Source organism: Acidiphilium sp., assembly GCF_049977125.1.
GTDB lineage: Bacteria > Pseudomonadota > Alphaproteobacteria > Acetobacterales > Acetobacteraceae > Acidiphilium.
Genome location: NZ_JBMFGY010000006.1, coordinates 39,562 through 63,013 on the forward strand (window position 1 = coordinate 39,562; position 23,452 = coordinate 63,013).

Below are 23,452 nucleotides of genomic sequence, written 5' to 3' on the forward strand. Positions count from 1 at the left end.
GTTTGCTATCGGGCGGGATCTTCGATCGCGTCCTCAGCCCGGTCGAGCTGATGACCCGCTCAACCGAGACCGCCGAAACGGTTACCCGCCCGCGGCACCGTGGCGCAGGGCGGCGATATTTTCGGCATAGCGATTAGGGCCACCGCGGAAGACCGAGGACCCGGCGACAAACACGTTCGCGCCGGCTTTAACGCAGGCGCCGATATTTTCGGGAGCGATGCCGCCATCGAGTTCGAGGCTGATGTCGCGGTCGCCGATCATTTCGCGGACGCGGCGGATTTTTGGCAGCTGGCTGGCGAGAAAGCTCTGGCCGCCGAAACCGGGATTGACGGTCATGATCAGAACGAGGTCGAGCTGATCGAGTACGTAGGTGAGCGCATCCTCATGCGTGCCGGGGCAGAGAGCGACGCCGGCCTTGCATCCCCGCGCCTTGATCGCCTGGACGGTACGATCGAGATGGGTGGTGGCCTCGGCATGGATTGTGATGATGTCGGCCCCGGCATCCGCGAAGGCGTCGAGATAGGCATCGACCGGCGATATCATCAGATGACAGTCGAAAGTGGCGGCGGTGTGCCGGCGCAGCGACTTGATCACCACCGGGCCGAAGGTGAGGTTGGGGACGAAATGGCCGTCCATCACGTCGATATGCACCCAATCCGCCCCGGCTTCGATCACGCCGCGCGTTTCCTCGCCGAGAATGGAAAAATCCGCCGAGAGGATCGACGGCGCGATCAAGGCGGTTCTGGTGGCGGTTTTTTCAAGCATCGGGGTTGCCTATGGGAGTGTTGTCCGAATCGATGGCCATGGAGAAGACGCGGCTGCCAAGCAAATCGCTCGGTTCGATGATCGTGAGCATTTCCGGATCGATCGGCCCCTCATGGGCGATCAGGCGGTTGGCCTGGCGCAGACGGGCGCGGTCGAGCGCATTGCGGATCGAGCGGGCATTCGAAAAATAGGGCTGTTCACGGCGGCGGGCAATATAGCGATCCATCACTTCCCGCGCTTCGGGGCTGAAATGGTAGTTCTGGCGCTTCAGCATAGTGTCGCTGATCGAGAGGAGTTCGCTGTTGTCATAATCGGGAAAGTCGATGTGATGCGCGATGCGCGAGCGGAACCCGGGATTGAGGGTAAAGAATTTGTCCATCCGGTCGGCATAGCCGGCGAGGATCACGACGAGGTCCTCGCGCTGGTTCTCCATCACCTGGAGCAGGATCTCGATCGCTTCCTGGCCATAGTCGCGTTCGTTGTCGGGACGATAGAGGTAATAGGCCTCATCGATGAACAGAACGCCGCCGATGGCTTTTTTCAGGATTTCCTTGGTCTTTGGCGCGGTGTGGCCGATATACTGACCGACCAGATCATCACGGGTGACTGAAATCAGCTGGCCCTGGCGCACGAACCCGAGCGCCTTCAGAATGCTGGCCATGCGCAGGGCAACAGTGGTTTTGCCGGTGCCGGGGTTGCCGGTAAATGACATGTGAAGCGTCGGCGCTTCGGTGGCGAGGCCGTATTTCTGGCGGACCCGCTCAACCAGCAGCAGGGCGGCGATTTCCCGGATCCGCGCCTTGACCGGCTTCAGGCCGACCAGATCACGCTCCAGACCGTCGAGCACGTCGGTGATGCCCGCGGTCGCGAATTCGGCTTTCAGATCGATCGGTTCCCGGTGCCGGGTGGCGGCGTCGGCGGCTAGGTCGAGCATTCTCGGTATCCCCTCGGGACCGCGGCGATGGTGACCAGAGCCGCGTGTTCGTAACGACGATATGGCGCGGCCCGCCATGAGGTTCGCACCTCATGACGGACCGGACCATGGCAGGTCTCAGGCGCCGTAACGCTCGCCTTCGGGCTTCTGCAGCACATAGGCGCGGGTTTCGTAGCGCATGTTGCGCCCGCCGGTTTCCTGGCGGGTGAGCATGAAGCCGGGCTCCTCGCTCGGGCGCTGCACCAGGAAGGAGATGCGCAGCGACTCCCAGGTGTCGGTAGCGTCGAACGCGCTCAGGCGGATGTAGCATTCCGTGTGAATGCGCCGGCAGTCGTTCAATTCACCCATGATCGCCTTCGCGTCACGGATGTCGAACATCGGCAGGCCCCACATTTCCCAATAGGTGTTACGGGGATGCGGGTCGTCGGTGTATTCCAGGTTCACGGCCCAGCCGTTGTCGAGGCAATACTGGACCTGTTTGGTGATCTGCTCGTCGGTCAGGTCGGGCAGGTAGGAGAAGCAGCCTTGGGTAATGCGCATGATATTTTGATCCTCAGTATGCGGGCATCGGGGACGCGACGAAATCGGGCGTATCGGTCGAGGTGTAGTCGAAGGTCACATCGCCCCAGGTATCGAGCGCCTGACGCAGCGGCAGGCAGTGGCGCGCGGCTTCCTTCAGGATTTCCGGACCTTCCTTGTAGTAGTCGCGGCCTTCGTTACGCGCCATGATCATCGCTTCGAGGGCGACGCGATTGGCCGTCGCACCGGCGGCGATGCCGTTCGGATGGCCGATGGTGCCGCCGCCGAACTGAAGGACGACGTCTTCACCGAGGTGATGGATCAGCTGGTGCATCTGGCCGGCGTGGATGCCGCCCGAGGCGACCGGCATGACCTTGCGGGTTCCCGCCCAATCCTGATCGAAGAAGATGCCATGTTCCAGGCGCATCGGGTTAAAATCCTCGCGCAGCACGTCGTAGAAGCCGCGCGTCGACAGCGGATCGCCCTCGAGCTTGCCCACCACGGTGCCGGCATGGATGTGATCGACGCCTGCGAGACGCATCCATTTGGAAATCACGCGGAACGAGATGCCATGGGTCTTGTGGCGCGTGTAGGTGCCGTGCCCGGCGCGGTGCAAATGCAGGATCATATCGTGCTTGCGCGCCCATTTCGACATCGACTGGATCGCGGTGTAGCCGATCACCAGGTCGATCATGACGACATTGGAGCCGAGTTCGTGCGCGAAATTGGCGCGCTCGTACATTTCCTCCATCGTGCCGGCAGTGACGTTGAGATAGGTGCCCTTGACCTCGCCGGAGACCGCCTGGGCGCGGTTGACCGCTTCCATGCAGTAAAGGAACCGGTCACGCCAATGCATGAAGGACTGGCTGTTGATATTTTCGTCGTCCTTGGTGAAATCGAGGCCGCCCTTGAGCGCCTCGTACACCACGCGGCCATAATTGCGGCCGGAAAGGCCGAGTTTCGGCTTGACCGTGGCACCGAGCAGGGGACGGCCGAATTTGTCGAGACGTTCACGCTCGACCACGATGCCGGTGGACGGGCCATCGAAGGTCTTTACATAGGCGACCGGCAGACGCATGTCCTCGAGGCGGAGCGACTTCAGGGGTTTGAAGCCGAACACGTTGCCGATGATCGAGGCGGTGAGGTTGGCGATCGAGCCGGGTTCGAACAGGGCGAGATCATAGGCGATATAGGCGAAAAACTGGCCGGGCGCGTTCGGCACCGGATCGACCCGGTAGGCCTTGGCGCGGTATTTTTCGCAAGCGGTCAGCCGGTCGGTCCAGACCACGGTCCAGGTCGCGGTTGAGCTTTCGCCGGCGACGGCGGCGGCCGCCTCGATCTCATCGACGCCGTCCTGCGGTGTGATGCGGAACAAGGCGATGACGTCGGTGACCTTGGGCTCGTAATCCGGCTCCCAATAGCCCATTTTCTTGTAGGCCATGACGCCGGATTTATAGCGCTCCTTGCCGTGGACGGTCTTGGTGTCCTCGGCGATGATCGGGGTTGGTGTGTCCATAGATCGGTACTCCGGTTGGTGATTGTCGTTCAGGCGGCGGCGCGGATCGAAAAGACGGGATCGAGACTGCCTGACGCATACTGGCGTGCCATGGCGGCCAGCGAGTGAGGCTTGATCCGAGACGCCTGGCCCGCTGTGCCGAACGCTTCGAATCGTTGTTTGCAGAGATCACGCAGCGCGGCGGTCGCCGGCTTCATGAACTGACGCGGGTCGAATTCCGATGGTTTCTCAAACGCGACCTTGCGGATCGCCACGGCCATCGCGAGGCGGCAATCGGTATCGATATTGACCTTGCGCACACCGTGCTTGATGCCGACCAGAATTTCCTCGATCGGCACGCCCCAGGTCTGCGGCATCTTGCCACCGTATTTGTTGAACTCTTCCTGCAAATCCTGCGGCACTGAGGATGATCCATGCATGACCATGTGCAGGGCCGGCATTTTCTCGTTGATCGCCCGGATGACGTTCATCGCAAGAATGGCGCCGTCAGGCTTGCGCGAGAATTTATAGGCGCCGTGCGAGGTGCCCATCGCCACGGCGAGCGCATCGACCTTGGTCGCCTTGACGAATTCGACCGCCTGATCCGGGTCGGTCAGAAGCTGGTCATGGGAAAGCGCGCCCTCGGCGCCGTGGCCATCCTCAGCCTCGCCCATGCCGGTCTCGAGGCTGCCAAGCACGCCGAGCTCACCCTCGACCGACACGCCGACCTTATGGGCCATCTCGGTGACGCGAGTGGTGATCGCGACGTTGTAATCGTAATCGGCCGGGGTCTTGGCGTCGGCCTTCAGCGAGCCATCCATCATCACGCTGGTGTAGCCGTGCTGGATCGCCGAGAGGCAGGTGCCTTCGTCGTTGCCATGGTCCTGATGCAGGCAGATCGGAATGCCGGGGTGGGTAGCCTCGGCCGCCTCGATCATTTTCGCGAGCATGACGTCGCCGGCGTAGGACCGCGCGCCGCGCGAGGCCTGCAGGATCACCGGCGAATCGGTGGCCGCCGCGGCGTCCATGATCGCGATGACCTGCTCCATGTTGTTGACGTTGAAGGCCGGAACGCCATAGCCGCGCTCGGCCGCGTGATCCAGCAACTGACGGAGGGTGATACGTGCCATGTTAGAGACCTTTCGGGCAGAGCGGCTCTGTGCGAGCCGGGTGGAGTTGTGCCAGTTCGTTCAGGGATATCAGGGAAGGCGTGGCCAGGCGGCGCGGGAGGGAAAGTGTGTCTCGTTGATTGCCGCGACAGACACGCGCCTCCGCGCCGTGCGGTGGTCGGCTCATCGGACCGCTCGTTTTCTCTGGTCCATCAATTGCATGATGACCGGCGTGAGGATGAGCTGCATCGCAAGGTCGAATTTATTGCCCGGAACCGCGATGGAATTGGCCCGCGACATGAAGCTGCCGTGCAGCATCGAGAGCAGATAGGGAAAATCGATGCCGTGCGGATTGCGGAAACGCACCACCACGATCGATTCATCGGCGGTCGGAATCCAGCGTGCAACGAACGGGTTGGACGTATCGACGGTGGGAACGCGCTGGAAATTGATGTCGGTCTCGGTGAATTGCGGACAGATGTAATGAACATAATCGGGCATCCGGCGCAGGATCGTGTCCATCACCGCCTCGGTCGAATAATGGCGGGCCTTGCTGTCACGGTGGATTTTCTGGATCCATTCGAGATTGATGACCGGAACGACGCCGATCCGGATGTCGGCATGTTTCCCGGTATCGATATCGCCATGCTTCACCGCGCCATGCAGCCCCTCGTAGAGCAGAATGTCGGTATGTTCGGGCAGATCTTCCCACGGGGTAAAGGTGCCGGGAGGAGCGCCGTATTTTTCCGACTCGCTCTGGTCGTGGATGTAATGGCGGCACTTGCCACGCCCGGTGGCGGCATAGGTCGCGAAGGTTTCCTGCAATTCGGCCAGAAGGTTGGTCTCAGGGCTGAAATGGCTGAAATGGCGGTTGCCGGCGGCCTCGGCCTCGGCCATCTTGGCCTTCATCTCGGCGCGGTCGTAGCGGTGGAAGGAATCACCCTCGAGCTGTGCCGCCTCGATGTTCTCGCGCCGGAAAATCTGCTCGAAGATATTGCGCACCGACGTGGTGCCCGCGCCGGATGAGCCGGTAACGGAAATGATCGGGTGTTTGCGGCTCATGCCAATTCATCAATCGTGCTTGTGGTTTTACGGTAAAGCGAACGGGTCTTGAACAGCGGCGACTCAGTCGTGACGCCGGCGTGATACGCCTCGGCGACCCGCGTGACCTCGTCCGCCGAGCCGAATACCAGCGGGCAGCGCTCGTGAATGGCGGTGGGGGTCATATCGAGAATCCGTGTCTGCCCATCAGTGGCGGCGGCGCCGGCCTGCTCCATCACCATGGCGATCGGGTTGGCCTCATAGATCAAACGCAACCGCCCCGCCCGATAGCCGCGCCGCTGGTCCGCCGGATACAGATAAATGCCGCCGCGCGCCAGAATCCGGAAGGCGTCGCCCACCATCGAGGCGAGCCAGCGCGTATTGAAATCCTCGCCGCGCGGTCCGTTACGACCCTTCTTGAGTTCGATGATGTAAGCGCGGATCTCAGGGTCCCAGTGGCGGAGGTTGGAGCCGTTGATCGCGTATTCGCGGGTGGTGCGCGGAACCTTGATTTCGCCGCGCGTCGCGATGAATGCGCCCGAATCAGGGTCGAGCGTGAAAATCCGGGTGCCGGCCCCCAGTGTCACCACCAGCGCGGTCTGCGGCCCATAGATCAGAAATCCGGCGGCGAGCTGGTTGCGTCCCGGCTGCAGAAACGGCGCCGTGGGATCGTCATTGATGCAGGTGCCCCCCGGCATCACCGAAAAAATCGTGCCGATCGGCGCGAGTGTGTCGATATTGGATGATCCATCGAGAGGATCGACCGCAACGGCGAGCGGGGCATGCGGATCGAGCACTTCAGGCTCATCGGCCTCCTCGGAGGCGAAGACCGAAACCGGCGCCCGTGCCAGCGCCTCGCGTAAAATCGTGTGGGTCATGGCGTCCAGCGCCTTCTGGCCATCGCCATCGATTGAGTCACCGACGATGGTGCCCAGATTTCCGGCCAGTGGCCCTCGGGCAAGAATACGTGAAATCTGGCGCCCGGCGCCTGCGATCGCGTGGATGGTCTGGCATACCGCAACCATCTGGGTGGAGCGGCCGGCGGCAAAATCAAGGTAGGAGTCGAGTCTCAATTGGTCGGTCATGTCATTTCCTCCGTGAGAGCACCACCTTTAGGCTCGTGCCGTCTTGTCCCCGCGATGCAAGTTCTATCGCAGAATTTGAATATGACATTGGATCAGAAGATAAGTAAAGATAAATTTTCTGATTAAGTAATTTAGAAAAACTAAATTAGCATGTGAAACCTTGTCAAATCACGGTGAATTCCCACGCCGACCGGAATGAAACCCTGAAAAACCAGCTTCTCTGCCAGCAATGCAGCGGGTCACCCTTGAAATTCGAGCTTAGTCGCGGCGATGCGCAGGTTCACATGAATAATTTTTTATTTTGTTTCATGCCCGCATAGAGCGAGGCGACCCATTTGCCGTAGCCGTTATAAATCACCGTCGGCACCGTCTCATCGGTGCCAATGAGACGCTCACGGGCTTGGCTCCAGCGTAATGTCGGATACTTCGGATTAACATTGGCCCAGAACCCGTACATATCCGGGCTGGTTTTCTCCCAGAACGTCTCCGGCTGATCCTTGACGAACTCGATCCGCACGATCGACTTCGCCGATTTGAATCCGTATTTCCACGGCAGCACCATTCGGATCGGCGCGCCGTCCTGCTTGGGCATCGGCTGATGATACATGCCGGTGCCGACGAAAGCGAGTTCATTGGTCGCCTCCGCCATCGTCATGCCTTCATGATACGGCCAGGGAAAAAACGGAATCGCCAGACCCGGCATCGCCCTGGCATCGGCCAGGCTCGTGTAACGAAGATATTTCGCCGCCGACAGCGGCCGCGCGAGCTTGACCAGATCGCTCACCGCAAACCCCTCCCAGGGCACCGTGATCGCCCAGGCCTCGACGCAACGATGCCGGTAGATCCGGGTTTCCACCTTCACCTTCTTCATCAGATCATCGAACGAGATGGTAAAGGGCTTCTCGACCAAACCATCGATCCTGATCGTCCAGGGCTCGACCGGCAAATTCTGCGCCGCGCGCCAGATGTCCTTCGACAATCCAAACTCATAGAAATTATTGTACCGCTCGGCATTTTTCTGCGGTGTCAGCGGCCGTCCGGGATCGAACCGCCGCGCCGCGGCCGAATAACCGCCATCCTCGATGGTCACGGCCATCGGCGTCTGCGCCCGCGCCGTGCCGATCGCGCCAAACCCCAGCGATGCCGCCCCCAACCCCGCGAGGGTCGCGCGCCGGTTCAGCACCACGGCTTCGGGTGTTGCGGCGCTCTCAGGCAGATCCCACTCACGGCGGCGCTTGATATGCATGGTTGTTCTCCTCATTCGCTATAATAGTGTTAACTCCGTCTTTCGCTCCATCACGCCGGCGTGATCTCGCGCCGATGTCACCCCAAAACCCGAGGCTGCATGACCGAACCGGCCCTCTCCCGACTCCTTTCCGTCATGGCGGCGCTGCGCGACCCGCTAACCGGCTGCCCCTGGGACCGCGCACAGGATTTTGCCTCCATCGCCCCTTATACGGTCGAAGAGGCCTATGAGGTTGCCGATGCGATCATGAAAAACGATCCATCTGCGCTGCGCGACGAACTCGGCGACCTGCTGTTCCAGGTGGTCTATCATGCTCGCCTCGCCGAAGAGCGCGGCTGGTTCGATTTCGATTCGGTGGCGCGCGGCATCACCGACAAAATGATCCGCCGGCATCCCCATGTCTTCGCCGAGGCTTCATCCCGGAATGCCAGCACCCAGATTGCGGCGTGGGAGGCCGATAAATCGCGCGAGCGCGCCGCCCGCGCCGAAACCGGCGTGCTCGACGGCATCGCCACCACCCTGCCGGCCCTGCTGCGCGCCCACAAACTTGCCAGCCGCGCCGCCCGCGTCGGGTTCGACTGGCCGGATGCCGCCGCCGTGCTCGACAAGCTCGACGAGGAAATCACCGAACTCCGCGCTGAACTGCCTGGCGCTGACCCCGATCGGATCGAGGATGAACTCGGCGATCTGTTTTTCGTCATGGTCAACCTCGCGCGCAAGCTCGGCCGCACCGGCGAGGCGGCCCTCACACGCGCCAACGCGAAATTCGAGCGTCGGTTCCGCGGGGTGGAGCAGGCACTCGCCGCGCAGGGACGAACACCGGAACAGGCGGGGCTGGACGAGATGGAGCGATTGTGGCGCGCGGTGAAGGCGGCGGAATGAGCGGGGGCGCTTTTTTCCAAAACAGCGACGTGTCCCCTGCCGCCGTCATCCATGTGTCACAATCGGGTAAACCCGCTATAATCGTGCCGTGCCGCCCGATCCGCCTCGTCTGAGACATGCCGACCTGTTCGGAGGATTCTTTATCGCGGGTCTTTCCGGTTTCGGCGGTGTTCTGCCCTTCGCCCGGCGCATGATGGTCGAGCGCAAGCGCTGGCTGGACGATGCCGAATTCGCCGACCTGTTCAGCCTCTGCCAGTTCCTGCCCGGGCCCAATATCGTCAACCTCGCCGCCGCCTTCGGCGCGCGCCATCGCGGCGTCTCGGGCGCGTTTGCCGCCGTCACCGGCCTGCTCGCCGCTCCGGTCGTCATCGTCATCACCCTCGGCCTTCTGTTCGAGCGCTACGGCCATCTTCCCCTGGTCCATCATGGCATCGAAGGTCTCGCCGCCGCCGCCTCCGGTCTCATCCTCGCCACCGCGCTGAAAATCGCCGGCCCGTCGCTGCGTGTCCCGAGCAGCCTCGCCATGGTGGCGATTGCTTTCGTCCTGTTCGCGATCCTGCATCTCAAACTGCCCGTCGTCATCGCCCTCGCCCTGCCGATCTCCCTCCTCCTCGCCGCGCGGCGCATCCGATGATCCTGCTCGTCCTCGCTCTCCTGTTCGCCGAATTCTCCCTCCTCGCCATCGGCGGCGTCGCCAGCACCTTGCCCGCGATGGCACGCGCCGTCATCGCCCATCATTGGCTCACCGCCGCGCAATTCGCCGCCCTGTTCGGCGTCGCCCAGGCCAGCCCCGGCCCGAATATGCTGATCTCGACCCTGATCGGCCTGCACGTCGCCGGGCTTCCCGGCGCCGCCGTCGCCACGATTGCGATGATCGGCCCCTCAAGCACCCTGACCTGTCTGGTCTCCGGCCTCTGGCACCGCTTCCGCGAAGCCCGGTGGCGCCGGGTGGTTCAGGCCGCCATCACCCCGATCACCGGCGGCCTGGTCCTCGCCGCCGCCAGCTTCCTGCTCCGCACCGCCGACCATAATTGGCGGCTTGCCGCGATCTCGGCCGCTGTCGCCATCCTCACCCTGCGCAGCAAACTCCACCCGCTGATCCTGCTGGCGACCGGCGCCGTGATCGGCATCGCCAGTTTGAGCTGAACCGGCCGGACCCCTTACCCGAGCAATTCCGGTCACGACGGGCCAGACGATCGCCCCAACCGCCGATGCAGGGTCGAGCGTGAAATCCCGAGCGACCGGGCCGCCTCGGATAAATTACCCCCGGCCGCCGCGATCGCGTGCTGCAAGGCGGCGTGCTCGATATCGGCGAGCCTGACCGGCGCCTCGGCCTGATCCGCCGGCGCCGGGCGCATATCGATCGGGATCTCATCGGGTTCCACGATGTCACAATCGCCCGCGAGCAGAAGGTTTTCCACCAGATTGCGCAACTCCCGCACATTTCCAGGCCAGGTGTAGCGCCCCAGCAGCGCGCGCGTCGCCGGGCTGAAGTGCCGGGGCGGCACGCCATGGCGGGCAGCGACGCTTGCAACGAAATGGTCGATCAACAACTCCACATCCCCTTGCCGCGCCCGCAGCGGCGGCACCGTGATGCTGGTGACATTGATGCGATAGAACAGGTCGCGCCGGAACCGTCCGGCGGCCACCTCGTCATGCAGATCCCGATTGGTCATCGCGATCAACCGCACCGCGACCTTCCGCGGTGTCGTGTCGCCCAACCGGTAGACGATGCCGTCCTCCAGCGCCCGCAGCAAAATCGGTTGCAGCTCGAGCGGCAGTTCGCCGATTTCATCGAGGCACAGGGTGCCGCCATCGGCGAGTTCGAACCGCCCCGGCCGGCCTTCCGCCGTTGCCCCGGTGAAAGCCCCCCTGACATGACCGAACAACTCCCCGCCGATCAGATCCTTCGAAGCCGCCCCGCAGTTGAACACCACGAAGGGGGCTGAAAAATCGAGCGACCCGTGCATGGCGCGGGCGAGCAATTCCTTGCCCACGCCGGTTTCGCCATGGATCAGCACCGGCACGCGATGGCGCGACAATTGCGCCGCCCGCCTGATCGTCTGCGCCATCACCGGGCTCGCGCCGATGATGTGATGAAACCCGCTCCGGCTGGCATCCGCTTCCGAACCCGCAGGCAGTGCCGCGGTTTTCGCCGGACGGTTGCGGGCGGGGATCACGATCATCGCCCCCACCGTCCGATCATCCAGCGTGACCGCATCGAACGCGCCATCCGCGCGCAGCGGTTCGGGCAGCCGATCGAACCACCGCTCCGCCGGCTGATCGGGATCGAAGCCGGCGAGCGTCTCGCCAAGGCCGTTCAGCCCGCCCCTGAGATTGGAATAGACGATCCGCCCGGTCCGATCGATCGCCAGCAATTCCGAATTACCGAGAGTCGGCACCCGTTGCAGGCAGCGCTCCAGCAACCGCACCCGTTCGCGTCCCGCCCGTTCGGCGAGCGCGGTTTCGATCTGCCGCGCGGTCGCGACCGCGAGCGAAAGATTGCCCCGTTGATAGGTCGAGGGCGGTCCCGAAATATCCACCACGCCGAGAATCCGGCCGCTACCGGGTTCGCGCACCGGCGCTGCGGCGCAGGTCCAGCTTTTGATCCCCTCACAGAAATGCTCCGCCGCGTGCACCTGCGCCGGCTGGCCGGTGGCCAGCGCGGTGCCGATGCCGTTGGTCCCGATCACATCCTCGCGCCAATGGCCACCGGCGACCAGATGGATGCGCTCGCCCTGGCCAAGCGTGCGATGATCGCCCACCACTTCGAGCACCACGCCATCGGGGTCGGTCAGCAGCATCATGCAGTTGGCGCCGGCGAACACATCGGCGATGCGTTGGAACAGATCGCGCGAGGCCGCGATCAGATCGCGATGACGATGGCGCAAGGCCAGGACAGACTCGCCCCGCACCGCAATCGGCGCCGCCCGTCCGGTTGGGTTGACCCCCAGCGCCAGGCTGCGCCGCCAGGACGAAACCACGACATTGCCGAGCGGAATCGCGGCTTCCGGCTCGCCGGTGAGAAAGCGCTCCCACGCCCACATCGTCGCGCTATCCGATCGATCCTGGGAGTTGATCGGCGCCAATGCTCCCCCGATCAGGCCCTGCCGAGCCGTTCCGCGCCACCGCCCAGCGCCGGGCCGGCGGTGGGGTCGAGATGATCGGGCTTGTCGGCGATCAGCGTGTGGGTGGTCAGGATCAGCGAGGCCACCGAAACCGCATTCCGCAGGGCGCTGATGCTCACCCGCACCGGATCGATGATCCCGGCGGCCTCCATCGTCACCATCGCGCCGGTTCGCGCATCGAGACCGGTGCCCTCCATCGCCGCCATCACCCGCGCCACCATCGCCTCGCCATCGAAGCCGCTGTTGGTCGCGATGGCGGCGAGCGGCGCCGTCAGCGCATCGCGCAGCAGCAGCGCCCCGGCGCGCGCCCCGTTCAGCAGACGGGCGTTGGTGTTCAGACTAGGCGCGATCTGCGCGAACGCGGTGCCACCCCCCGCAACCACGCCTTCCGCCATCGCCGCCCGCGCCGCCGCCAGTGCATCCTCGATCAACTGGGCGTGGCGCTTCTGCGCCACCGGGGTCGCGCCGCCGGCCATGATGGTCGCGGTGCCGCCGGACAGCTTGGCCAGGCGCTGCTCCAGCTTGTCGCGATCGATGTCGTTCGGCGCCAGATCGATCTGCCTGGCCACCTGCACCCGCCGCGCCGCGATCGCGGCGGGATCGCCGCCGCCACCGGAAATCACCGTCATGCCGGAACCCACGCGCACCTGTCGTGCCTGGCCGAGATCGGCGCGGGTCGCTGCGGCGATCGTGCCGCCCAGATCGCGCGCGATCACCCGGCCGCCGGTGACGATCGCGATATCCTCCAGCATCGCCTTGCGCCAGTGCCCGTATTCCGGCGGATGGATCGCAGCGACCGGCACCCCCCCGGCGCGATCGGCCAGCAACGCCATCACCGCCGCCGGCGCCACCTCCTCGGCAATCACCAGCAGCGGCTGGTTGCTCGCGCCCACTAGCGCACGGATCTGCGCGATCTCGGCGGCGGTGGTGATTTTCAAATCCGTCATCAGGATCAGGGGATTGTCGAGCACCGCCTGCATCCGCTCCACATCCGTCACCATATGGTGCGAAATATATCCCCGATCGAACCCCATGCCGTCGATCACGTCGAGCATCGTGTCCACCGTGGCGCTGTTCTCGACGGTCACGATCCCCTGCGGCCCGGCCCGTTCGATCGCCTCGGCGACCAGCGCGCCGGTCGCGGCATCGTTGGCGGCGATGGTCGCCACCGCGCGCATCTCGGTCGCATCGCGCAACGGCCTGGCCCGGGCGCGTAACGCCGCGATCACCTCATCCGCCGCCGCCGCGATCCCCGCGACCAGTTCGACCGCATTGTCCCCGGCCGCCATCCGCGCCAGGCCCTTCTGCACCAGCGCGTCGGCCAGCACCGTCGCGGTGGTGGTGCCATCGCCGGCCTCCAGATTGGTCTGGGCCGAAACCTCGCGCAGGATCTGCGCCCCCATATTCTCGAATTTGCACGGCAGGTCGATCTCGGCGGCGATCGACACACCATCGCGCGAGACCAGCGGCGTGCCGATCGGCCGGTCGATGATCGCGTTCATGCCGCGCGGCCCCATCGTGCCGCGCACCGCGCGCGCAAGCTGCGCCACGCCCCGCCCGAGGGCAGCGCGCGCTTCATCGTCGTGCAGCATCATCTTGGCCATGGTTTCCTCGTTATTATTATTCAGTAAGCGCTTCTTTTTCGTAAAAAAGCAGCAAAAAACTTTTTTTAATTTGGTCCGGTATCCCTGGCGATAATCGACACCGGACCTCTACAACCAGGTGATCAATCGTATTCGATGTATTGCATCGCCTCCTCCATGTCGCCGAACAGCACCACGGTATTGTCGTCCACCATCACCATCCGGCCATAATGGGTCGAGGTCGAAATCTCGAACAGATACGGCGTCATCACCCGGCCGAGCGCTTCGGAAATCTCGTCCATCTTGAAAACGATCTTGCCCTCGCCATCGATCCGGATCAGCGCCGGCTGATAGGTCACGGTGATTCCCGGCTTCTCCGCCATCACATCGGCGATGGCGCGCGCCTCGACACTGTCGTTCATCGTCACGCCGCATTGATGCGAAATCGTATCCTCGAACTGCACGTCCTTCATCGATTTGAAGATCGTCGCGTTATGGGCCTGTGCCATGTCTGTCTGTCCTTGGTGTTGATTTATTGATCGAGCGTGGAACGAACGTCGAAACCGATCTCGGCGGCGATGGCGCGCACCCGGTCCTTCGCCACGCTGAAGGCCTCGGTGAATTGCGCGACCTTGACCCGCGGCTGCGACCAGATCGGTTGCAGATGATGCGCCGCATCGAGTGCGAGCGTGCCGTGCCTGTGCATCCAGCTGTCGAACAGGCGGCGGTTGTGCTCGCCATGGTCCTGATCGAGCACCAGGATGTGGAACAGCTCCACCGCGTTGGCGAGGTTGCGCTCATAATCGCCCTCGGCGGCCGAGACCACCGAGGGCGTCATGAAATCATTCTGCGCCGCCGCCATCTGCATGATGAAACCGCTGCGGAACAACTCGGCGACCAGCGGCTCGAACACGACATTGGTTGCGAAATACTGTTCCAGATAATCCTCCGCCCCCATGATCGCCTCGATCGCATGACGGGTCGGCTGCCAGATCGGATCCTCCAGCCAATGGGCCTTGCCGGCATCGAGGTCGATGCCCTCGACATCGAGTGCGAGCTCGCCGAGATACAGCGTGATGTCCTGCGCGAACCGCAGCTTGTAGGACGAGTTGGTCAGGATCGCGTTGTTGATCATCTGGGTATAGCCATAGCGCTGCGCCTGCATCGTCGCGGTGCCGAGGCCGAACTCGGCGTGTTTGTAGGCGCCGAGATGATCGGACAGGATCTTGAGCCAGGCGCGATCGAACCGCTTCGGCGCCCCCGAGCGCCGCCCGTTCTCGATCAGATTGCTGATCATGCCGACGATGGTGGATTGGCGCTGGTAGTGGGTGCGTTCCCATTCCTGATCGACCGCGCGGAACTGGTGCCAATTCGATGATTTCGCCTGGGTCCAGCGTTTGTCATAGGTCGGCGTGCCATCGGCGAAATTGATGATCCAATCCTGCAGCAGATACCGCTCCGGATCGGGCTGCACATCGACCGTCATGTCCTCGTAATGGCTCGCCTTGCGGCCCTTGGGGGTGAAGTAATTGTATTTCCGGCTGTCCGATCCGGCAAAAGTCGCGGACCCCGCAGCACCCGAGGGATGTGGCGACAGGCTTTCGGTAACGCTCATGGTTTCGCTCCTGGTGATTGGTTGGTTCAACGGACGGCGGTGGTGAATTTGTCGAAATAAATATGATCCGGCTCGACTCCCGCCATTTGCAGGACCGGCAGCACCGCATCGATCATCGGCGGCGGACCGCAGGAATAGGCGTCGATCTCGCCATCGAGTGCGGCATCGCGCAAATGCCGCGCCACCACCTCGTGGATGAAGCCGCGCGCCCCGGTCCAGCCGGAATCATCCGCCGCATGGGACAGCGCCGGGATGAACCTGAAATCCGGCAGGCTCGCTTCGAGCCGCGCCAATTCATCGCGGTAGAACAGATCGGCCTCGGTTCGCGCGCCATAAAAAAACCGCACCGCGCGATGCTCGCCGGACGCGACGTGATCCTGCAGGATCGACCAGAGCGGCGATAGGCCCGATCCGCCGCCGATCAGCAGCATCGGGCCGGGCCGGTCCTCGCGCCGGAAGCAGGTGCCATACGGACCCTTCAAACGCAGCCAATCGCCCGGACGCAGCGTGGCATCGAGCGCGGCTGAAAACGCGCCGTCGGGATATGTCTTGATGATGAACGACAGATGATGCGGCTCGCCCGGCGGGTTGGCCATCGAGAAGGACCTGGTCACGCCGCCGTCGGGCAAAGTAATATCGACATACTGGCCCGCCCAGAATTTCAGCGGTTGCGCGACATCGAGCTCAAGCCGCCGGATGTCGTGGGTCAGGGCGACGATCCTGACCAGAGCGGCATCGAATGATTTCACCGGAATCGAGCGGCGCAGCAGATCTTCGTCGTAATTGAGCAACTCGATCGCGAGGTCACTATAGGCGTGGGTCTTGCACAGGAGGATATGGCCGGAATCGCGCTCGTAATCGGGCAAGGCGAAGGTCGAATATTTGAGCAACTCGATATCGCCGTCGAGCAACAGCGATTTGCAGGACGAGCATTGCCCCTCCTTGCAGCCATGCATGACCGAGATGCCCTGGCGGAACGCCGCGTCGAGCACCGTCTCGCCTTCCTCGACCTCCATTTCGATGCCGACCGGCTCGAAGCGGACCTTATGCGTGGTGATGACCGTCATGACGTTTCCCGTTGGTTGTTATCGTTGAAGAAATGGCCGGGCATTGCGCGAACAATGCCCGGCGGCACGACAATCAGTTCAGCGGGTTGATCGTGAAGCCCTTGCGGTATTCCGCCGCCGCCGCTGCCTTGCCTTCCGCGGAGAGCTTGCGGAAATTGAGCAGCGGGCTGCCGAGCGTGTGGCCACGCACGTCATCGAGCGTCCACATCTTGCTATCCTCGAAATGCAGATGCGGTTGCGGCACCAGGGTCTTGCCGTCGTTGCGGACGAACCCGAGGTCGGTGATCGCATCGGCCAGATCCCAGCCGTCGTAGCAGGTCTCCCACTCGCGCCGGCCGCTGAAGCGGCCCATCGCCGGCGTCGGGCGGCCTTCGTATTCGGCGGCGAAGGCGACCTTGTGGGTCCAGCGGCAGGTTTCCGAGCAATAGGTATAGGTTTTGCCGTCCACCTCGTCGTAGCAGAAATCCTCGCGGATCAGGCAGGGCACCATGCACGACCAGCACCGGTGCGGATAGACATAGCCGGTATCGGTATTGAACAGCACGTTGGTCTCGCCGCGATGGCTGAGTTTCTCGTACCATTTCCAGTAATTGCCGAACTCGGCGTACCAGCCTGGATATTTATGCTCGAACCATTCGAAGTCGCGCTCGGTCTGTGCTTCGATCCGCCAGAAATTGACCGGCCAACCCACCGAGAAGAACTGCGCCGTGTAATGGACGTAGTTTTTCTTGACGATCCGGTCCCACGCCGCGGCGACATCGTCGTGATGGATCTTCACCCCGTATTTCTCGAGCGGCAGCATGTAGGTGCGGTAGTAATCCTCATAGATCCAGCGATGCCACAATTCGGCATAGCTCTCCTTGTTCTTGTCGCGATCGGTCGTGCCGTATTCGACGAAAGTCCCGATCGCGGCATCGACGATCGCATGGTTCTGCCAGAACGCGTATTTGATGTCGCGTTCGAGCAGCAGATGATTGTCGGGATCATTGATCAGCGACATCAGGAGTGAATGACCATTGCCGATATGACGGCTCTCATCGGATTGGACTGACAAAAACACGGTCGGCAGCGCATAGTCGCCATTGCGCGCGGCCTCGGACGGCATCGCCACGAACAGCGTGTTGGTGAACGCGGTTTCGGCCACCACGGTCAGATAGATATTGGCCGCGGTGATCGCATCGCCGGTCACGAACCCTTCAGCGAACTGGCGCCCGATGGTCGAGGCGTAGCATTTGCCGAACGCGGCTTCGGTGATGTCGAACCCGGCCGGATCGATGTAGTTTTCCATGTACCATTTCTTCAGGTTCATCTGAATCGTGGAATGGCGGAACTCATCGACCATCTGCATCGCAAAGCCGGTGCGCAACTCCTCGCCCGGTGCCAAGCGCCCGACCATCGCCATCGAGCGTGCGGCCGAGATTTCCGGGAACGGGATGATCGCGAGGAACAATTTCATCCACTCGACCCAGCGCGGCTGGACATTGCGGAACATGTCGCCGCGCAGCGCCGCATCGAGCGCGCCGTAAACCCGGTTGTCCTTTTCCTCCTGCATCGGGAAATAGGAGCGCAGCACCTGCTTCATCGGATCGCGCGGGGTTTTCTTGATTTTATAGTCGGTCGGGAAGGTCATCGCTTCCTGGACGTAACTCGGCGTCCAGCCGAGATCGGCGACCCGGCGGGTGGCCTCGGTGATGCTCATTCCCTTTTGGGCGGTGATTTTGTTGAGCGTTAAGCTGTCAGGCATCTTGGTGTTCTCCCGAATTGATGTTGAGTGGTCGCAACACGAACCGTTGACCGGTCCGGGTTGAAGTCATCGTCACGCATCGAGCGGCGCCATCGGAGCGAGGCGTCGTGCCGCCCGTTTGAGGTTTGCAAATTTGATGCCAGCGTCGGCATCGTTTGAAATCCGCCATTTTGCCGCCGCGGCACCGTGGCGAGCGTCGCACCCTGCGTCAGCCCTCGCGGTGGCCTGTCGTGAAATGCGACAGGTCATGTCGGCGCGCCGTTGCTGCGGTGATCGGCGAAGCTCTTGCCCTCGGCGATCCAGCGCGCCGCGAGAACCAGCGCGCCCATCGCGAAATCCTTGCCGTGGGCGGCGATCATCCGCTCCGCGATCACGCCCAGTTCCCTGAAGAATTGATCCTTCGAGAGGTCTTCATCGCTCATCGTGTCTCTCCGGTTCCGGGTCAGTGCCGGATGTGATCGGGCGGAACAGCAGATCGGGCAGCAGCATTGTGCCGGCCTCGCCATCGGTGGTCGCGAACGCCAGCGCCTCGCCGGTGGGGGCGAATTCGAGCATGGTCGGTGGGCTGCCGGCAGCGCGGATCAGCATCACCTCGCGCACCTCGGGCCGGCCCAGCACGATGGCGCCGGTGCGATCCGCGCAGGCGATCAGGCCGAGGCGCGGATGGCATGCGACCGGGGCAACCGCGTGGCGCATCCCGAAGGCGATGGCGAAGTGCCGCAGGCCGGTGGCACGCTCCCACAAATAGACCCCCTCGGCGCCGCCGATCACCAGGATGTCTGCGCTGGTGATCGCCATGGAACTGGCGGCGACCGGTACATCGAGGTCGGTCCAGGAGTTTGACCCGGGCGAGCGCAGCGCCACGCCGCCGCCGGGTTTCACCATGGCGATGACGGTGCCGTCGTTTGTCCGGCAGAGCACCGGCGAGCAACCCTCGGCGCCGCCTGAAACCGTGCCGCCTTCGGGCGGGGCGATGATGACCGGTGGCGGCGGTGGCGCCGCCGCCGCGATGATTTCAACGCCCCCGCCCGGCCGTGGCGCGAGGCGTGGCGCTCCTGTCCATGCCGCCGTCAGCCGCGCCACCGAGCCATCCGCCAGCGTGAAACAGGCGGCATCGCCATCCCACGCCAGACCGGTGATCGTAGCGTTGAAGACGAAACTGGCCCCGAGCAGATCATGCAACGGCGGCGGCGCGTGGGCGGCGGCGAGATCCATCCCCCTTGATTAGCAAGCGCCGTGCCATTGTCGGGTTTCAGTTGTTATCAGGTCGTTGTGTCAATTATTGCAATGCAAAATCCAAATTCATCTGTTGTCGGCATGAACAGAAACTGCCCCCACCGCTCCGTTTCTGAACAAGGCGCACCCGGACGACCTTCGCATCACACGATGCCGAGGCGGGCGAAGATCGGGATTTTGAGGGTGTCGAGCAGGAGAGCGAACACGATGGCGGCGGCCAGTGTCGTGCCGGTAAGCGCGGGGCTGACCGCGATCATGGCGAAGCCGGTGATCGCCATGATCGCCGCGATCGCGATGGCCGCGAGGGAGGAGGCGACGACCCACAGGCTGGGGCGTGACTGCCAGAAATGGCGGCGTTCGCGGATCGCATAGATCGAGGTCTGGCTGGCGAACACCAGAGCGAGGAACGCCAGGGTGCGGATGGTGCCGAGGTCGAGGCCGAGGCCGAAGCGGCCGACCGCGACAACCCCCGTGCAAAAGGCAAGCAAACCCAGCCCCATCAGGATGCCGGCGATGGTCAGGTTGCCGATGCGCCAGACATTGGGGATCGGTGAGGTGTAGACATGATCGGTGGTCAGCGACATCGACAGGAAATCGCCGGTGATCAGATAGATCACGATCAGCAGCGGGGTCAGGATCGCATGGCCGGTCATCAGCAGGCCGAAAGCGAGAAACAGCACGGTCGCCAGTTTGCGGATGATGGTGTTCAATGTGTAGGTCTGGATGCGCTGGAAGGTGACGCGGCCTTCCTTGACCGCGGCGACGATGCCGGCGAGGCCGGGCGTGGTCAGCACCATGCCGGCCGCCGATTTGGCGACATCCGTCGCGGTCGATACCGCGATGCCCATTTGGGCCTGGCGCAGGGCTGGCGCATCGTTCGCGCCGTCGCCGCACATGCCGACGGTGTAATGGGCCTGCTGGAAGGCCTTGACCAGCTTGTATTTGTCTTCGGGCAGCACGCCGGCGAACACGGCGAAGCTTTCCGGGCGGACATCGTCCGGAATGGCGCCGACCGGGCAGACCGGGCCATCGAGGCCGACGGCGCGGGCGACGATGGCGGCGGTGGCCGGGGCGTCGCCCGTGACCATCACGGTGCGGACGCCGAGGGTTTTCAATTGCGCGATCAGGGGGGCGGAATCGTCGCGGGGTGGGTCGCTGAGCGCGATCAGCCCGACCAGACGCATCGCCGGGGCCGGACCGAAGGCCACCGCGAGCACGCGGAAGCCTTTGGCTTCGAGCGCCTCTGCGGTGGCGATGGCATCCGGCATCGGCGGAGTCAGCGCGCTCACCGCGGCGAAGGCGCCTTTGACGATGCGCCGGTTCGTGCCGTCGGGTCCGGTGACGTCGGCTTCCGACATTTTGGTTGCCGGATCGAAGGGGATGAATTTGACCAGGGACGGCGCGTCGGGGAGGTGCGCGTGCCGTGCCGCGTCGCGGATCGCGCCATCGACCGGGTCCTGCCCGCCATCCGAGCTGGCGAGGGCGGCAAGGCCGAGGACATGCGCCTCATCGAAATCCGGCATCGGGGTGATGGTGGTGACCTTCAGCTCGTTGCGGGTCAACGTGCCGGTTTTGTCGGCACAGAGAACCGTCATGGTGGCGGCTTCATCGACCGCGGAGAGGCGGGTGGGCAGGACGTTCAGCCGGCCGAGGGCGCGGGCGCCGATGGCGGCGGCGAGGGTGAAGGTGGCGGGGAGGGCAACCGGGATCGAGGCGAGAATCGCGGTGAGCACGAGGGGGATGATTTCGCGGCCGCCCATGCCGAGGTGGATCGCATCGGCCACCAGGAACAGGGTGACCAGGCCGTTGAACGCGGCGAGATTGCGCACCACCCGCAGCACCGCCTTCTGCTGGGCGCTGACGACATGGGCGATCCGGACCAGTTCGGCGGTGCGGCCGAATTTGGTCTTGACGCCGGTTGCCGTGACCAGGGCGACCGCCTCGCCGCGCCGCACCAGGGCGCCGGCGTAGGTTTGCAGACCGGGGCCGGCCTCGATCGGCACGGATTCGCCGGTGAGCATCGACTGGTCGAGCAGAATCTCGCCCTCGATCAGGGTGACATCGGCGGCGACGATGCCGCCGAGGGAGAGTTTCACCACGTCACCCGGCACCAGGTCGCGCGCGGGGCGAATGATCCAGGCGCCGTCACGCTTGACCGAGGCGTTCAGCGCGAGGCGGGATTTCAGCGCGTCGAGCGTTGCCTGGGCGCGGCCTTCCTGCAACAGGCCGAGGGTGGCGTTGAACAGGAGAAGGGCGGCGACGACGATGGCTTCGATGACATCGCCGAGCACGATCTGCAGCACGATCGCGGCTTCCAGCATGACCGGCACCGGCGCCCAGAATTTACTGAGCAGCCGGGGCAGGAACCTGATCGTGGTATCCGGCATCGCGTTCGGACCGTATTGGGCGAGGCGGGCGGCGGCCTGCGCGCTGGACAGGCCGGCCGTGCTCAGGGCGTGATCGTCGGCGGCGGCGCGTGGTGGCGCGTCGTTCAAAAGGCCACCCATACGCCGCTGAACAACGTGTCGTTCGCGCCGGCGCTGCGATTGGCGCCGTCGTAATTGTTCGGACCGCCGTTGAATGTCGGGTAGATGGTGTCCTCGACGAAGAATTTGGCGTTCAGCCAGGGAAGCCAGGCCGGACCGCCGTTGTTGAACAGATAATAGTCGAGCTCGGTGGTCCAGCTCGCGGAATCCGGCTTGCCGCCGAGATTGCCGGAAATCGGGCCGGGTGGATAGAGATTGCCGTCGGGATTGCCATCGATTTCATTGTAGGATTCGGTGATGCCATAGGTCTGGTGGATCAATTCCGAGGCCGTCACGGTCAGGTCATCGAGATGGTCGTTTAGGTTGGAGGTGAGGCCCTGGGCATAGCTTGCCGCCCAGTTCTGTGATTCGTGGATGAAACTGGCCTGGAGTGAAAACGCCTGTTGCGGTTCGATCCACTGGAACTGGGTATCGGCCTCGAGATCGGTGATGTGATTGGTCGCGCCGCTGACCACGCCTGCGGGGTAGGGATTGTCGAGCAGGCCGTAGCCGCCGAACTCGAGGGAATAATCGTCCCAGGTGCGCTGGAACGCGAGGCGGACATAGGGGATCACGCCATCATCCTGGGTCGCGGGGCCGACGCCCAGCGCGTAGCTCATCCGGTTGGGCAGTGATTTATAGAGATCGGCCTCGGCATAGATCATGTCCTCGGGGGTGACGTTCAGCGCGCCATAGGCGCCGAAACCATAGACCTCCTGCGCCAGTTGATCGACCTGCGGAGACGCGGAGGGGCTGGGGGCGAGGTAGGAATGGATGAACGGATAACCCCAGTCCGGGGTTGAATTCCACAGATCGGTCACGGTCGGCGCGTTGTTGAAGGTGAAGCCGTAGAACAGGGGCTTGTTGAATAACGTGCCGGGCTTCGCCAGCCTTATGTCGGTATTGTCCCAGTGCCATGATTTGGAGACATTGTCGTAGGTGACCTGGATGAAGGCGCCGAGGCCGAGTTTGGCATCGATCGCGCCACCATAATACAGGCTCGATTGCTGGGCGGCGGCCCAGGCGTCGTTCGATTTGTAGCCCGGTTTGAGGCCGCCGGTGATTTTGTCGTGGAGCTGGGTGTAGCCGGTCTGGGACATGAGCGCGATGTTCTTCCAGCTCGGGAACATGCCGCCGGCGATATAGCCTTCCAGTTTGAAATCGCGGCCATAAGGGGTGAGTTGCGGAAAACCGATGTGACAGGCGGAACAAGGCTCGCCGGTTTGCGCGGCGAAGGCCGGAATCGCATGGGCGATGTGAGGCGACAGGGTGAGGAGTGCCGCGAGCGGGACGAGGCGGAATCGAGGCTTGATCGCGTGCCGCCGTTGAATGGGGGTCATGATTGCGTTCTCCGGTTGACTGTGGCCGTCAGGGTAGGGAGGCGGGTATCGTGTATCATTGATCGACATCAAAACTGTCAGGAGGATCGCCGGTGTTCACGCAATGATGATCGACGACGCCACTCTCGACGCCATCGG

At 63.4% G+C, this 23,452-nt stretch carries 21 protein-coding genes; 3 read left to right on the forward strand and 18 right to left on the reverse strand.

The features are described from left to right. Nucleotides 1–81: 81 nt before the first annotated feature. The 8 genes from rpe to msrP form a co-directional block, all read right to left on the reverse strand. Entirely contained in the window at nucleotides 82–765 is a 684-nt protein-coding gene (gene rpe, locus ACP5E6_RS02180; RefSeq protein WP_427951063.1) for a ribulose-phosphate 3-epimerase, read from the reverse strand. Beyond that, on the reverse strand, nucleotides 758–1,699 hold the full coding sequence (gene cbbX, locus ACP5E6_RS02185; RefSeq protein WP_427951066.1) for a CbbX protein: 942 nt from the start codon (nucleotides 1,697–1,699) through the stop codon (nucleotides 758–760). Before cbbX ends, rpe begins: the two co-directional genes overlap by 8 nt. Nucleotides 1,700–1,816: 117 nt before the next feature. Further along, entirely contained in the window at nucleotides 1,817–2,239 is a 423-nt protein-coding gene (locus ACP5E6_RS02190; protein WP_427951068.1) for a ribulose bisphosphate carboxylase small subunit, read from the reverse strand. Between the two features lie 13 nt (nucleotides 2,240–2,252). Next, nucleotides 2,253–3,734: a form I ribulose bisphosphate carboxylase large subunit gene (locus ACP5E6_RS02195; RefSeq protein WP_427951071.1), complete on the reverse strand. Its 1,482-nt coding sequence runs from the start codon at nucleotides 3,732–3,734 to the stop codon at nucleotides 2,253–2,255. 29 nt (nucleotides 3,735–3,763) lie between these two features. Further along, nucleotides 3,764–4,843: a class II fructose-bisphosphate aldolase gene (gene fba, locus ACP5E6_RS02200; RefSeq protein ID WP_427951073.1), complete on the reverse strand. Its 1,080-nt coding sequence runs from the start codon at nucleotides 4,841–4,843 to the stop codon at nucleotides 3,764–3,766. A gap of 162 nt (nucleotides 4,844–5,005) precedes the next feature. Then, a complete protein-coding gene (locus tag ACP5E6_RS02205) occupies nucleotides 5,006–5,884 on the reverse strand; it encodes a phosphoribulokinase (protein WP_427951075.1) in 879 nt (292 codons plus the stop codon). Beyond that, the gene (locus ACP5E6_RS02210) at nucleotides 5,881–6,948 is read right to left on the reverse strand and encodes a class 1 fructose-bisphosphatase (RefSeq protein ID WP_427951077.1); all 1,068 of its coding nucleotides are present in this window, start codon (nucleotides 6,946–6,948) and stop codon (nucleotides 5,881–5,883) included. The genes ACP5E6_RS02205 and ACP5E6_RS02210 overlap by 4 nt, the downstream gene beginning before the upstream one ends. 280 nt (nucleotides 6,949–7,228) lie before the next feature. Then, entirely contained in the window at nucleotides 7,229–8,194 is a 966-nt protein-coding gene (gene msrP, locus ACP5E6_RS02215) for a protein-methionine-sulfoxide reductase catalytic subunit MsrP (RefSeq protein WP_427951080.1), read from the reverse strand. Nucleotides 8,195–8,293: 99 nt separating this feature from the next. Here msrP and mazG point away from each other — a divergent pair, with 99 nt between their 5' ends. The 3 genes from mazG to ACP5E6_RS02230 all read left to right on the forward strand — a co-directional run bounded on the left by mazG (nucleotide 8,294) and on the right by ACP5E6_RS02230 (nucleotide 10,222). Then, nucleotides 8,294–9,076, forward strand: coding sequence for a nucleoside triphosphate pyrophosphohydrolase (mazG, locus tag ACP5E6_RS02220; RefSeq protein ID WP_427951083.1), 783 nt, complete (start codon nucleotides 8,294–8,296; stop codon nucleotides 9,074–9,076). 88 nt (nucleotides 9,077–9,164) lie between these two features. Further along, nucleotides 9,165–9,710, forward strand: a complete 546-nt coding sequence (locus tag ACP5E6_RS02225; RefSeq protein WP_427951086.1) for a chromate transporter — start codon at nucleotides 9,165–9,167, stop codon at nucleotides 9,708–9,710. Continuing rightward, nucleotides 9,707–10,222, forward strand: coding sequence for a chromate transporter (locus ACP5E6_RS02230; RefSeq protein WP_427951088.1), 516 nt, complete (start codon nucleotides 9,707–9,709; stop codon nucleotides 10,220–10,222). Before ACP5E6_RS02225 ends, ACP5E6_RS02230 begins: the two co-directional genes overlap by 4 nt. A gap of 32 nt (nucleotides 10,223–10,254) precedes the next feature. Here ACP5E6_RS02230 and ACP5E6_RS02235 read toward each other — a convergent pair whose 3' ends face one another. The 10 genes from ACP5E6_RS02235 to ACP5E6_RS02280 form a co-directional block, all read right to left on the reverse strand. Beyond that, complete coding sequence (locus ACP5E6_RS02235) at nucleotides 10,255–12,123, reverse strand: sigma-54-dependent Fis family transcriptional regulator (protein WP_427951090.1); 1,869 nt, start codon at nucleotides 12,121–12,123, stop codon at nucleotides 10,255–10,257. 53 nt (nucleotides 12,124–12,176) lie between these two features. Then, a complete protein-coding gene (locus tag ACP5E6_RS02240; RefSeq protein ID WP_427951093.1) occupies nucleotides 12,177–13,808 on the reverse strand; it encodes a molecular chaperone GroEL in 1,632 nt (543 codons plus the stop codon). A gap of 122 nt (nucleotides 13,809–13,930) precedes the next feature. Beyond that, the gene (locus ACP5E6_RS02245) at nucleotides 13,931–14,296 is read right to left on the reverse strand and encodes an MmoB/DmpM family protein (RefSeq protein ID WP_427951096.1); all 366 of its coding nucleotides are present in this window, start codon (nucleotides 14,294–14,296) and stop codon (nucleotides 13,931–13,933) included. A 23-nt stretch (nucleotides 14,297–14,319) separates the two neighbouring features. Next, nucleotides 14,320–15,402, reverse strand: a complete 1,083-nt coding sequence (locus ACP5E6_RS02250; RefSeq protein WP_427951098.1) for an aromatic/alkene monooxygenase hydroxylase subunit beta — start codon at nucleotides 15,400–15,402, stop codon at nucleotides 14,320–14,322. Between the two features lie 26 nt (nucleotides 15,403–15,428). Further along, on the reverse strand, nucleotides 15,429–16,469 hold the full coding sequence (locus ACP5E6_RS02255; protein WP_427951101.1) for an NADH:ubiquinone reductase (Na(+)-transporting) subunit F: 1,041 nt from the start codon (nucleotides 16,467–16,469) through the stop codon (nucleotides 15,429–15,431). A 73-nt stretch (nucleotides 16,470–16,542) separates the two neighbouring features. Further along, a complete protein-coding gene (locus ACP5E6_RS02260) occupies nucleotides 16,543–18,213 on the reverse strand; it encodes an aromatic/alkene/methane monooxygenase hydroxylase/oxygenase subunit alpha (RefSeq protein ID WP_427951104.1) in 1,671 nt (556 codons plus the stop codon). Between the two features lie 245 nt (nucleotides 18,214–18,458). Further along, entirely contained in the window at nucleotides 18,459–18,635 is a 177-nt protein-coding gene (locus tag ACP5E6_RS02265; RefSeq protein ID WP_427951107.1) for a hypothetical protein, read from the reverse strand. Beyond that, a complete protein-coding gene (locus ACP5E6_RS02270; RefSeq protein WP_427951110.1) occupies nucleotides 18,625–19,428 on the reverse strand; it encodes a hypothetical protein in 804 nt (267 codons plus the stop codon). The genes ACP5E6_RS02265 and ACP5E6_RS02270 overlap by 11 nt, the downstream gene beginning before the upstream one ends. Before the next feature lie 164 nt (nucleotides 19,429–19,592). Then, nucleotides 19,593–21,956, reverse strand: a complete 2,364-nt coding sequence (locus tag ACP5E6_RS02275) for an HAD-IC family P-type ATPase (protein ID WP_427951113.1) — start codon at nucleotides 21,954–21,956, stop codon at nucleotides 19,593–19,595. Continuing rightward, complete coding sequence (locus ACP5E6_RS02280; RefSeq protein WP_427951116.1) at nucleotides 21,941–23,314, reverse strand: hypothetical protein; 1,374 nt, start codon at nucleotides 23,312–23,314, stop codon at nucleotides 21,941–21,943. The genes ACP5E6_RS02275 and ACP5E6_RS02280 overlap by 16 nt, the downstream gene beginning before the upstream one ends. Nucleotides 23,315–23,452 lie beyond the last annotated feature (138 nt).